Below are 12018 nucleotides of genomic sequence, written 5' to 3'. Positions count from 1 at the left end.
GCGGCACGCTGGGTTGTGCCACGCGGTGACGGCGTCCGGCAACCGGCATCGCCGGTCTCTCATGAACCCAAAACGGGCGCGCGGCCTTCAGCGCGAAGCCCGCCGCCCCAACAGAATGTCGCGCGCCTGATTGAGGCGCGCGGCCAGATACGGGGTACCGCCTCGGTCCGGATGGACCAGGACGATCAGGCGCCGGTGGGCGGCCTTCACCGCCTCGGCATCGGCGCCGTCGTCCAGACCGAGAACGGCCAGCGCCTCCGCCCGGCTCATGGCCCCCGATATGGGACCGGAGCCCGCCGAACCGGCGGACGTGCCTTCCGAGTGAAACGCCTCATCGGCCTCCGCCGTTCCGTCCGGGCGCCAGTCCGGGTGGACCCGATCCAGCCAGGCATCGAGGAGACGCGCGCTTTCCGGATCCTCTTGCACAGAATGCCACAGGAGGGCGATGTCGTCCCGGCTCAGATCGTCCAGGGCGCGACCGGCAAACGGCCCCTCGCGCACGGTGCCGGTCATGCGGCCGGTGGCATGGGACAAAGTCATGGCGAGGAAGCGGGTGGCGACATCGGACCGATCGTCCGGGTCTGGATCGGCGCGCGAACCGCGCCCGCCCCCGCCCCCGCCCCCGCCAACGGACCGGAAGCGCCGCCCCTGCGCCAGGGTCCGGCGCAGCGTCACGACCCACGGCGCCAGCGTCAACAGGACACCCAAGGCCCAGGTCAGACGGCTGGTGACCACCAGAAGCACGAACACGACCACCAGCACACCGCCCAGCGTCCAGCCTAGCACGCGCAGCAACTGGCCGGTGGGCGCCGCCGCGACGCCGCGCAGCAGCAGCACGACCAACAGGGCCAGGATCACGCCGAGGATCAGCAGGGGCAGCATGGTTCAGAGGCCCTCCGCCCCGCCGCCCATCTGGTGGGTCAGGCGGAGCACCGCCCCGCCCGCCCGACGGGCGTGGTCCTCCAGGGCGGGCCGGCCCCCGGCGGCGTAGACCGCGACCGCGCCCAACAGACGGCGCAGTTCGTCCGGCCCATGGGCGTCGAACGCGCAGCAAGCCCCGCCGCTCAGGCGCGCCATATGGGTCAGGACACGGGCCGCCACGGGTTCGTGCCCTTCATGAAAGATGAACGCCGGCAGCTTGCGGAGCCCCATCTCGCCGGCCAGGGCGTACAGATCGTCCGGCTCCTCCTCCACGCAGTCGCCAATGAAGACCAGCGCCGCGACCGGGGCGGTGTCGTGGACCGACAGGGCGTGACGGAGCACGCGGGCGATCTGGGTCCGGCCCGCGCGGCAGGTGACCCGCGTCATGTGCCCGATCATGGCGTCCGCCCGGGTCACGAACGGGCCGGCCTTGCACTCGCCCACCCCGCGATAGAACACGAGCTGCACGGCCAGATCGCCGACGCCGGTGGCGGTCGCGAACATGGCCGCCTGGGTGTCCATGGCAAGGTCCCAGGTCGGCTGTCGGCTGGCGGTGGCGTCGAGGGCGAAGATCAGCCGGCCGCGCCCGGCGGACGGCGTGGCCCGAACCTGCTCCAGGAAGGCATCGACGGCGCCGGCCTCCGGGCCGGACGGCGCGGCGGGCACGGCGCGGGCACGGTCCAGAAAGGCCGCGACATCGCGCGACGGCGGTCGGTTCGGCGGCGGATCCTTGGACGACGTCACACCCCTGTCCCTGTTCCGTGACCTCTCGCGTCGGTGTGGATCAGAGATAAGGGCGACCGCCCGCCCGCGAAAGGGATAACCGGGCCGCCGCCGAGCGCCCCCCCCGGCCGGACGGAAGACGTTAGCCCCGCATCTGGGACAGAAACGTCGCGCGGATGACCGGATCGTCGATGTGCTCCGCCAGCAGGGCGGCAAACTGATCTGTGGTGTCCACCTTGGCCGCCGCCTTCTTGACCAGCACCCCGGCGATCGGCCCAAGGTGCTCGGCCAGCAGGCCGCGGGCGCGGGTCTGATCGGCCTCCGTCAACGCCGGAGCGCGTCGGGCGCCACTTCCCTCGCCCCCCACGGAGCCCGATCCGGCCCGCGTGCCCGCGCGCGCCCCGGCGCGGGTCCCGCCCGCCTGGGTGCCCCCCGCCTGGGGTCCACTGGCCTGGGTCCCACTGGCCTGGGTGCCGCCGCCGGCCTGGCTGGGCAGGCCGAGGGCGCGGCGCGCCACCTTGCCAAGGAAGGCAGCCCGTTGTTTCTCGTCCGGGATGTGCGTGGCGAGCACGTCGTAGAGGTCGCGAATCCCGCTGGCGTGGCGGGCCGCGTCGCGCACGATCACCGAGGCGACCGGCCCCAGATAACTCGCCAGATGCGCGCTCGCCTGCTTCAGGGCTACGCCGTCCAGTTCGCCGCGCTCCCCGGCCTCCGCCTGCGCGTCGGCCGCCGCGGCCATGGACGGCGACAGGACCCGCGTTCCCTCCGCGTCGTCGGACCCCAGCTCCGGGGCCTCCAGCATCGTTTCGCCGGGACCGGCGTCGGCGGACGGCAGGGCCGCGAGCCCGCCCTTCAGCGCGTCGCGGAACGCCGCCGCATCCGGGAACCGCTCGTCCGGGCGCCGTGCCAGGGCGGTCTGGAGGATCGACACCAGACCCCGGGGCAACGGATCGCCCCGGCCGACGGGCGGCGGCGGGTCCTCGTTCAGCACCTTGTACATGGCCTCCGGCACACTTTTCGCCGCGAACGGCCGGGTGCCGGTCACCAACTCGTAGAGCATCACCCCGACCGCGAACAGGTCGGTGCGGCCGTCGATCGCGCCGCCCGTGAACTGCTCCGGCGCCATGTAGCCCGGCGTGCCGACCATGGTGCCGTGCCGCGACAGGCTGACCGAGTCCAGCCGCGCGATGCCGAAATCGGTCACCTTCACGGTGCCCGAGTCCAGGATGATGATGTTGCTGGGCTTGATGTCGCGGTGGACGATACCGGCGGCGTGGGCCGCGCCCAGGCCCGCCAGCACCTGCATCACGATGCGCACCGACACCCGCAGGCCGAAATCGACGCCATGCGCTAGGAAGGACTGCAACGCCCGCCCGCGCACATATTCCATCGCGATGAAGGTCAGGCCTGCGTCCTCGCCGTATTCATAGACGGTGACGATGTTGGCGTGGGAACAGCGCGCGGCGGCGCGGGCCTCCTGCCGGAAGCGTTCCAGCCAATCCACGCCGTCGTCGGTGTCGAGCAAATCCGCCCGCACCGTCTTGAGCGCCACCGGCCGGTCGATGGTCTCGTCAAAGCCCTGGTAGACGACGCCCATAGCCCCCCGGCCGAGCTCGCCGTCCACACGATAGCGTCCGATGCGCGCCGGACATGCGGGGTCGGTCCGCCCCCCCGCTCCGATGTCCTGATCATCTGTCACGGTCCCGCGATCCTCGCCGTCCTGGCTGTCCGAGAGAAAATCCCGCGCGATCCGGTCCCGGACCGCGCAGGCGGCGCGCTAGTCGTTCAGCATGCGCAGCGCCGTCTCCAGACTGCGCCGCATGCGGTTGAACGCCGCCGACAGCGCCCCGATCTCGTCCTTGCTGTCGATCGTCACCTCGGGCACGTCCATGTTGCCCAGGCTGACGTCGCTGGCCGTGCGGGCGATCCGCACCACGGGCCGGATGACCATCGCGGACAGCAGCACGTTCAGCACCAGCGCAATGGCCACGAACACAGCCGCCAAAGTGCCGATGAACACCAGGAAGGTGGTCCAGGCCCGGTCCAGCGGCACCGACATCGGCACGCTGACCACCTGGGCGCCGATGGTCTCGTTCAACTGCCAGCCGAAGCCGTTGCCCGGCCCGTACAGCGCCAGCATGGCCTCCGGCGCCTGATCGACCGCGCTGTGGCAGGTCAGACAGCTTTCGTCGCTGACCACCAGCGGACGCGCGAGAACCAGGGTCTGCCCGGTCGGACTTTCACGCACGGTCACCAGTTCCGACAGGCCATCGCTGCGCCGGAAGGCGTTGATGATATCCGCCTCCCAGTCGGTGGCGCGGTCCGTCGGGTTGGTCGGGTTGAGCGCCGCCTCCTTGTAGGCGTAGTTCGGATAGGACTCCGCCATCATGCGAAAGTTCGTCTGGGCCGCGAACGAGGGCACGATATGGGGAAGAAAGACGTCGTTGCTGGTGCCGGCGTTCAGCAGCGGCCGGATCTCGCTGGTGGTGTAGTTCCGGACCGCCAGCGCGTTGGCCATCATCAGGCGCGCCTTGGCGAGGACTTCCTCGCGCGCGTTGTCCTGAAGGATTTGATAGGAAAACACACCCGCGACCGCCAGACCGACCGCAAAGGCCCCCGCCAGCACCAGATTGAATTTCAGTCCCAGCCCCATCGCCGTCTCCCCTGCCCCATTCCAGACCCCATCGCTGGGTCTTTTATGGCATGGTAGCCGGGCCGGGCCCTTCCTGAAATTGAAAAGAATCTAAAAAAGCGTCCGCCCACGTCCTATTGGGCGGGACCCCCTGAGTATTTAGGGCGCGCCCGCCTCTTTTATTCGACGGGCCCCCCGCGCCTTTCCTAGGTGGGCGCCCCCATGCCCTATTCGGTGGGCGCCCCCATGCCCTATTCGGTGGGCGCCCCCACCTGGGCCAACAGGCTGGCGTTGCCGCCCGACGCCGTGGTGTCGATGCTGAGCGCGCGCTCGTGCACGAACAGGGCAGCGTCATCCGGATCGTCGGAGAGCGGCACCAAGGGGCCCGCCCGCTCCGCCAGGGCCGCGCGGACCGCCCGGGCGCTTTCCGCCGTCGCGCCGGTCAAGGCGACCCCCGCCAGCGCCGCGTGCTCGGGCCCACCGCGCGCGCCCAGCGCCTCGGGCGCCGGCCAGCCATCGAGCGTCGCCAGCGGGGCATCGACCCCCCGCAGCGCGGCCCGCAACGGCCGCAGCGGTGCCAACGGTCCGACCACCGCGCATCCGCAGGCCAGGGCACACACCGCCTGTTGGACCGCCGGCGCGGCGGCGTCGGATCCATCGCCCAGGCAGAGCACCGCACCGCGCGGAGACAGCGAAAGCTGGTTCGACTCCCCCGTCGGCCCCGGAAGCGTCACCGGCCCCGGCTCCAGCCGTGCGGCCGCCGCCAGACCGGCCCGCGCCGCCGCCGCCAGCTCGGCGTCCTCCGCCGCCAGCCGCTCCACCACCGGCGCCAGCCGCGCCGCCCGATCCGTCCGCGTGGCCCAGCCCACGGCCGCCTGGGCGCAGGCCGCCAACGCGCCGGCCAGCACATCGGCCGATTCCGTGCCCTGCGCCAGAACCGGCTCCGACCGCGGTGCGGTCAGAGCACCGGCCGCGCGGGTGAAGCGCATCAGATAGTGCGGACCGCCCGCCTTCGGACCGGTGCCCGACAGGCCCTCGCCCCCGAACGGCTGCACACCCACGATGGCGCCGATCTGGTTGCGGTTGACGTACTGGTTGCCGATGTGGGCCGATTCCGTCACCCGCCGCACCCGGGCCTCGATCCGGCTATGCAGGCCGAGCGTCAGGCCGTAGCCGAGGGCGTTGATCCGCCGCACCAGCTCCGCCAGGCCCTCGTCCGGCCCGGCTTTCCCGCCGGATCCGTCCACCGACCACGTGACCACATGCAGAACGGGGCCGAACACCTCGCGCGTCAGGTCCTCCAACCGGTCCAGATGCAGCGCCACCGGTGCCACCACATGCCCGTCGGCGTCGTCCGGCACCCGTGTGCGGTGGATCAGGTGGCCCTCCGCCTCCAGCGCCGCCACATGGGCGTCGATCCCGGCCTTGGCCTCGGCGTCGATCACCGGCCCGACGTCGGTCGCCAGCGACCAGGGGTCGCCCACGGCCAGCAGGTCCATGGCCCCTTTCAGCATAGTCAGGGTGCGCGCCGCGATGTCCTCCTGCAAACAGAGCACGCGCAGCGCCGAACAGCGCTGCCCGGCGCTCTGGAACGCGCTGGCGAGGATGTCGCGCACCGCCTGCTCCGGCAGCGCCGTGGAGTCCACGATCATGGCGTTGAGGCCGCCGGTCTCGGCGATCAGGGGCGCGGCGGCGTTGCCGGTGCGGGCCAGCGTGGTCTGGATGGCGCGCGCGGTCTCCAGCGAGCCGGTGAAGCATACCCCCCCGACGCGCGGATCGGCCGTCAGGGCGCCGCCGACCACCGCGCCGTCGCCGGGCAGCAGGGCCAACACGTCCGGCGGCACACCGGCCTCGCGCAGCAGATCGACCGCGCGGGCCGCCATCAGCGCCGTCTGTTCGGCCGGCTTGGCGATCACCGTGTTGCCGGTGACCAGGGCGGCGGCGATCTGTCCGGTAAAGATGGCCAGCGGGAAGTTCCAGGGCGAGATGCACACGAACACACCGCGCGCGGCGCGGTCCTGCGGCAGCGCCCGTGCCTGAGCCGCGTAGTAGCGCAGGAAGTCCACGGCCTCCCGCACCTCACCCACGCCGTCGAGCGGCGTCTTGCCCGCCTCGCGCGTCGCCAGAGCCATCAGCTCCGGCATATGGGCCTCGTACAGGTCGGCGGCGCGTTCCAGGCAGGCCGCGCGCTCCGCCACCGGCCGCGCGGACCAGTCCGGCAGCGCCGCCAGGGCGCCGTCGACCGCCAGTCCGGCCAGATCGGGCCCGGCCTCCACCACCGTGCCCACCGTTTCCGACGGGCGGGCCGGGTTGGTCACCGTCCGGGTCGGGCCGTCGAACACCCCGGCGCCGATGCGCGGTCGGGCCTCCCAGGTGTAGGGCGGGCGGAACGGGGCGCGCGCCGCCTCCAGCGCCGCCACGGCCTCCGGGTCGGTCAGATCCAAGCCCCGGCTGTTGCGCCGTTCGGCCCCATACAGCGCCGGGGGCGCCGGGATCGACGGATGCGGCACCGGGTCGAGCCGATCCACCATCGCCACCGGATCGCGAACCAAGGTATCCACCGGGATGCTCGTATCGAGGATCTGGTTGACGAAGCTGCTGTTGGCGCCGTTCTCCAGAATGCGGCGGACCAGATACGCCAACAGGTCCTCATGCACGCCCACCGGCGCGTAGATGCGGCACGGCCGGCCGTGTCGCACCCGCACCTGCTCGTGCAGGGCTTCCCCCATGCCGTGCAGGCGCTGGACCTCGAACCGGGCATCCGGCCCGGCCAACTCCAGCACGGTCGCCAGCGTTCGGGCGTTGTGGGTGGCGAACTGCGGAAAGACGCGGTCCGTGCGCGCCAGCAAGCGCTTCGCCCCGGCCACATAGGACACGTCCGTGGACACCTTGCGGGTGAACACGGGGTACGCCTCGAGCCCCAGCACCTGCGCGCGCTTGATCTCCGCGTCCCAATAGGCCCCCTTGACCAGCCGCACCGTAATGCGCCGGTCCAGCCGGTCGGCGAGCGCGATCAGGGCGTCGATCATCGCCCCGCTGCGGGGCCCATAGCTCTGCACCACGACGCCGAAGCCGTCCCAGCCGGCCAGGGCGGGGTCGGACAGCACGCCCTCGATCACATCCAGCGACAGGTCGAGGCGCTCCTGCTCCTCGGCGTCGATGGTCAGGCCGATGGTGGCGGCCTTGGCCTGGGCGCTCAGGCGCCGCACGCGCTCGACCAGCGCCGGCACGCAGCGCGCCGCCTGTTGGGGTTCGTACCGGGGATGGAGCGACGACAGCTTGATGGAGATGCCCGGGTTGCGCACAACGTCCGGCGAACCCGCCGCGCCCGCAATGGCCGCGATGGCGCGGGCATAGCTGTCGAAATAACGCCGCGCGTCGGCGGCGGTGCGGGCCGCCTCGCCCAGCATGTCGTAGGAGTAGGTGTAGCCCTTGGCTTCCAACGTCCGCGCGCGCTCCATCGCCGCGTCGATGTCGCGGCCCAACACGAACTGGCGGCCCATGCGCTTCATGGCCTCGCCCACGGCCCGGCGGATGACCGGCTCGCCCAGGCGCCGCACGGAGCCGCGCACCGTTTCCAGCACGTCCCAGCCCGCGCCGCCCTCGCGCAACACCCGGCCGGTCAGCATCAGCCCCCAGGTGGAGGCGTTCACCAGCGCGGACTGCGATTGTCCCAGGTGGCGACTCCAGGCCGCCGGGGCCAGCTTGTCGCGGATCAGGGCGTCGATGCTGCGGGTGTCGGGCACGCGCAGCAGAGCCTCGGCCAGGCACATCAGCGCCACGCCTTCCTGATTGCTCAGCCCGTATTCGGCCAGCAGCGATTCCATCAGGCCCGGCGTGTGCTCGTCGCGCAGGGTCTGGACCAGGGCGCGGGCCTCGGCCGTCACCCGGCCTTGGGCGCCGGGGTCAAGGCGCGCGACGTCGGCCAGACCGCGGACCGTCGCGGTCTCGTCGGTCAGCCGTGTGGCCGCGCGCAGGGCCGCGCGGGCGTCCGACCAGACGGTCGAGGGATCAGGGGCGGCGGCGACTTTGGCGGGCTCCATGGCGCGATCCTCCTGCGGGCGATCTGGCGGCGGGTACCGTGTTGTGGGGTGGACGCCCAATGTGGAGCCTCGAGGTCTCGGGCATCGGCGTCCAGACGTCTACCCTAGCGGGTCCGAAGCCGTCTTTGGGACTGAAATTTACCTCGCGGACAGACGGATCGTCTGCCATGCTGAGCGATCCTGATCGTCTGGACGGAGGCGCGGCCCGTGACCCGAACGCTCGACCGGATCGACCGGCGCATTTTGGCGGAGCTGCAGGCCGACGCCCGCCTGACGCTGGTGGACGTGGCGCGCCGCGTCGGCCTGAGCAAGACCCCCTGCCTGGATCGGGTGCGCCGTCTGGCCGAGACGGGCTACATCACCGGCTACACCGCCGTCCTGGACCCGGACCGTCTGGGGGTCGGCCATCTCGCCTTTGTGCAGGTCACCCTGGGGGCCACGACGTCGGAAGCGCTGGCGACCTTCAACCGGGCGGTGACGGCGATTCCAGAGATCCAGGGCTGCTACATGATCGCCGGGGGATTCGATTATCTGCTGAAGGTGCGGACGGCGGACGTGCGGGCGTTCCGCGTGCTGCTCGGCGACCGCATCGCCACCCTGCCCCATCTGGTGCAAACCAGCAGCTTCGTCGTCATGGAGACGGTCAAGGACAGCCTGACGGTGCCGATCGAGGACGTGTTTACAGATCGGCCATAGGCCGGACGTGTCCGCTCTATGGCCTCCGCCGCTTCGCGGCGCCGGCGCGGTCGCGCCGGTGGGGCACGGAAGGACGGTCCTTCGGAAGAACAGTCCGTGATAAGCGGTCGCGGTGGGCTCAATCGGCCGCCGAGGGTCCCGCCGACAGCCGGGCCAGGATCTCGTCGAGCTGGGCCAGCGACTGCCACGCGATGGTCACCGCGCCACCGCCGTTCGGCTTCGGGTCGATGGACACCGCCATGCCGAGCTGGGCGCCCAGGTCGCGCTCCAACGCCAGGGTGTCGGCGTCCTTGTCCGCCGCGTCGGCGCCGGACCCGCGCGCCTTGCGCGGCCGGGTCTGGGCCGGCCGGCTGGCGGCCTGCCGCGCCAGCGCCTCGGTCTGGCGCACGCTCAGGCCCTTGCGGACCACCTCCTCCGCGAACACGGTCGGATTGTCGAGCGTCAGCAGGGCGCGGGCGTGGCCGGCGCTCAAGGCCCCTTCCGACACCATGTCCCGCACTCCGCTGGGCAACTGGAGCAGACGCAGCGTGTTGGCGACGTGGCTGCGGCTCTTGCCGACGACCTCGGCCAGAATCTCCTGGCTGTGCTCGAACTCCTCGATCAGGCGGCGATAGCCGTCCGCCTCTTCGATCGGGTTGAGATCCTGACGCTGGAGGTTTTCGACCAGCGCGACCTCCAGGGTCTCGCGGTCGGTCAGGTCGCGCGTCAGGACCGGCACCTCGTGCAGGCCGGCGCGCTGCGCCGCCCGCCACCGACGTTCGCCGGCGACGATCTCGAAGTGCCCGGGGTGCGACGCCGACGGGCGCGCCAACAGGGGCTGCAACACACCGCGCGCGCGCACGCTCTCCGCCAGTTCCTCCAGGCCGGCCTCGTCGAAGGTCCGGCGCGGCTGGTAGGGGCTGGGGGCCAGGCGGTCAACGGCGATCAGGCGCACACCGCGTCCGGCCGGTGCCCCGGCCGCCCCGGTTTCGCCGTCGGCCAGCGCACCCGCATCCGGCCCGTCGTCCGATGAACGGGGGTCCGACGAATGGGGGCCCGACGAATGGGGGCCTGCCGAAGGAGTGGCCGGCACATCATGCGCCACGCCGGGGCCGTCGTCCTCGCCGAACAGGGCGGACAGGCCGCGCCCCAGGGTCTGTCGTTTCGCCATCGGGTTACGCCGCCAAAGTCTTGTGCTGGCGGAGCAGCTCGCCCGCCAATTGGATGTAGGCCTTAGACCCGGCACAGCTGGTGTCGTACAGCAGCACCGGCTTGCCATGCGAGGGCGCTTCCGACACCCGCACATTGCGGGGAATCACCGTGCGGTAGACCTTATCGCCGAAATAGCCGCGCACATCCTCGGCCACGGTCTCGGACAGGTTGTTCCGCCGGTCGAACATGGTCAGGACGATCCCCTGGATGGTCAAGCCCGGATTAAAGCGCGCCCGCACGCGCTCGATGGTCTTGGTCAGATGGCTGATGCCTTCCAGGGCGAAGAACTCGCATTGCAGCGGGATCAGCACCGCGTGGGCGGCCACCAACCCGTTGATGGTCAGCAGGCCGAGCGCGGGCGGGCAATCGATCAGGATATAGTCGACGTCCGCGTCCCCGACCCCCGGGGCCAGCGCGTCGGCCAAGCGGTGCTCCCGGCGTTCCGAATCCACCAGCTCCACCTCCGCGCCCGCCAGATCCGGACCGGCGGGCACCAAGGTCAGGCCCGGGACCTCGGTGGTCAGGGCGGCGCGCGCCAAGGGGATTTCTCCCGCCAGCAGGCGGTAGGTGCTCTGGCGGCGGCCTTCGTGCGGAATGCCGAAGCCGGTCGATGCGTTGCCTTGGGGGTCCAGATCGATGACCATCACGCGCTTGCGCGTGGCGGCCAGCGCGGTGGCGAGGTTGATCGCGGTGGTCGTCTTGCCGACGCCTCCCTTCTGGTTGGCGATGGCCAGGATGTGGGGGCGGCTCCCGGGACGGCCGGCGGATGCAACATCAGATGGGATATTAGGTGTCTGGGACGACACGACGGATCTCCCGAAGGATAAGGATGGGGCCGGAGCCGAGCGTTTCGTCCGCCGCCTCGTTCCCCGCCGCGTTCGATGCGGCGGCGGAGGGCGAGGACGGAGCAGACGACTCGGGCGGGACAGAACGTGGGCACCGATCGACGCGCATGATCCACTGATCCGCGCAGGCGGTCAATTCGTCCGCCGCGGTGCGGCCCTTCGGCAGCAGCGCGACCCCCTCCGGTGTGAGGTGACGGGTGACCAACGGCAGCAGATCCGGCAACGGTGCCAACGCCCGCGCGGTCACCACGGCGGCCTCAAGGGGGGCGACGGCCTCGATCCGCTGGGCGTGCAGGGTAACGGGGGTGTCGGTCACCCGCGCGGCCTCGCGCAGGAACGCGACCTTGCGCTGATCCGACTCGACCAGATGCACATCAAGGGGTGCGCCGTCCGACACGCCGTCCGACGCCCCCAGAATCGCCAGCACCAGACCGGGAAAGCCGGCCCCGGAGCCCAGGTCGGCCAGCCGGGTGGTCCCGGGCGGGATCAGCGGCACGAGGCGGGCCGAGTCCAGCACATGCCGCGCCCAGGCGTCCGGTACGGTGGCCGGCCCGACCAGATTGATCCGCCGGGTCCAGGTCTCCAGCAGCTCCAGCAGCGTGGTCAGCCGATCCAGAGCCGTCTCCGGGATGGTCTCGGGCGACCGGCCCAGCACCGCCGCGAGACCGGCGCGGCGCGCCTCCGGCGCGGGCAGAGCCAGCGCGGGCGCCGACCGTCGGGCGGGAGGCCGGGACGGGCTCTCAGCCGACGCGCGGTCGCGGCCGGCGCGGGTATGCGGTTCGCGGGGCGGCGCCGATCCGCGACGCCCGCGCGGGGCACCCGGGCCGGGGGGTCGGGAACGAGAGGCCATGCGCGCCGGGATCCTTCGCTTAAACCAAACGGGTGGGGAGCAGCCCTCGGGGAACCGTGCCCCGTCTTACCCCAGACGAACGCCGCTGTCGCCCCTTTCGCCCCACGCGCTGTGCGA

General features: G+C 71.7%; 9 protein-coding genes. 1 reads left to right on the top strand and 8 read right to left on the bottom strand.

Going from position 1 to position 12018, the window contains the following annotated elements; translation table 11 throughout:
* Positions 1-87 precede the first annotated feature (87 nt).
* The 5 genes from GGD82_RS11375 to putA all read right to left on the bottom strand — a co-directional run bounded on the left by GGD82_RS11375 (position 88) and on the right by putA (position 8319).
* Positions 88-882 (bottom strand): J domain-containing protein, encoded by a 795-nt coding sequence (locus tag GGD82_RS11375; RefSeq protein ID WP_150061777.1) that lies wholly within the window; start codon positions 880-882, stop codon positions 88-90.
* Positions 883-885: 3 nt separating this feature from the next.
* A complete protein-coding gene (locus tag GGD82_RS11370; protein ID WP_246163776.1) occupies positions 886-1665 on the bottom strand; it encodes a VWA domain-containing protein in 780 nt (259 codons plus the stop codon).
* 121 nt (positions 1666-1786) lie between these two features.
* Positions 1787-3343 carry a serine/threonine-protein kinase gene (locus tag GGD82_RS11365; RefSeq protein WP_150061776.1) on the bottom strand — a complete coding sequence of 519 codons (1557 nt, stop codon included), beginning with the start codon at positions 3341-3343 and terminating at the stop codon, positions 1787-1789.
* 78 nt (positions 3344-3421) lie between these two features.
* Positions 3422-4297 (bottom strand): Tll0287-like domain-containing protein, encoded by an 876-nt coding sequence (locus GGD82_RS11360; protein ID WP_150061775.1) that lies wholly within the window; start codon positions 4295-4297, stop codon positions 3422-3424.
* Between the two features lie 230 nt (positions 4298-4527).
* Complete coding sequence (gene putA, locus GGD82_RS11355; protein WP_150061774.1) at positions 4528-8319, bottom strand: bifunctional proline dehydrogenase/L-glutamate gamma-semialdehyde dehydrogenase PutA; 3792 nt, start codon at positions 8317-8319, stop codon at positions 4528-4530.
* A 207-nt stretch (positions 8320-8526) separates the two neighbouring features.
* Between putA and GGD82_RS11350 the strand changes: the two genes are divergently transcribed.
* Positions 8527-9015, top strand: coding sequence for an Lrp/AsnC ligand binding domain-containing protein (locus tag GGD82_RS11350; RefSeq protein WP_150061773.1), 489 nt, complete (start codon positions 8527-8529; stop codon positions 9013-9015).
* Positions 9016-9133: 118 nt separating this feature from the next.
* On the opposite strand, the gene GGD82_RS11345 is transcribed toward GGD82_RS11350, so the two are convergent.
* From GGD82_RS11345 to GGD82_RS21430, 3 genes are read right to left on the bottom strand one after another with little or no spacing between them, the layout of a single operon-like run.
* Positions 9134-10165, bottom strand: a complete 1032-nt coding sequence (locus GGD82_RS11345) for a ParB/RepB/Spo0J family partition protein (RefSeq protein WP_150061772.1) — start codon at positions 10163-10165, stop codon at positions 9134-9136.
* A gap of 4 nt (positions 10166-10169) precedes the next feature.
* A complete protein-coding gene (locus GGD82_RS11340; protein WP_150061851.1) occupies positions 10170-10991 on the bottom strand; it encodes a ParA family protein in 822 nt (273 codons plus the stop codon).
* 1 nt (position 10992) lies between these two features.
* Positions 10993-11901: a 16S rRNA (guanine(527)-N(7))-methyltransferase RsmG gene (locus GGD82_RS21430; RefSeq protein ID WP_150061771.1), complete on the bottom strand. Its 909-nt coding sequence runs from the start codon at positions 11899-11901 to the stop codon at positions 10993-10995.
* Positions 11902-12018: the final 117 nt, after the last annotated feature.

It is taken from the genome of Roseospira marina (assembly GCF_014197855.1).
Classification (GTDB): Bacteria; Pseudomonadota; Alphaproteobacteria; order Rhodospirillales; family Rhodospirillaceae; genus Rhodospira; species Rhodospira marina.
The sequence above is the reverse complement of the archived record's forward strand: the minus strand, read 5'-3'. Positions and strand labels throughout refer to the sequence as shown.

Bases quoted from the DNA above. Each gene is read 5' to 3' on its own strand.
- GGD82_RS11375 (WP_150061777.1), bottom strand. From the start codon at position 882: ATGCTGCCCCTGCTGATCCTCGGCGTGATCCTGGCCCTGTTGGTCGTG.
- GGD82_RS11360 (WP_150061775.1), bottom strand. From the start codon at position 4,297: ATGGGGCTGGGACTGAAATTCAATCTGGTGCTGGCGGGGGCCTTTGCG.
- putA (WP_150061774.1), bottom strand. From the start codon at position 8,319: ATGGAGCCCGCCAAAGTCGCCGCCGCCCCTGATCCCTCGACCGTCTGG.
- GGD82_RS11345 (WP_150061772.1), bottom strand. From the start codon at position 10,165: ATGGCGAAACGACAGACCCTGGGGCGCGGCCTGTCCGCCCTGTTCGGC.
- GGD82_RS21430 (WP_150061771.1), bottom strand. From the start codon at position 11,901: ATGGCCTCTCGTTCCCGACCCCCCGGCCCGGGTGCCCCGCGCGGGCGT.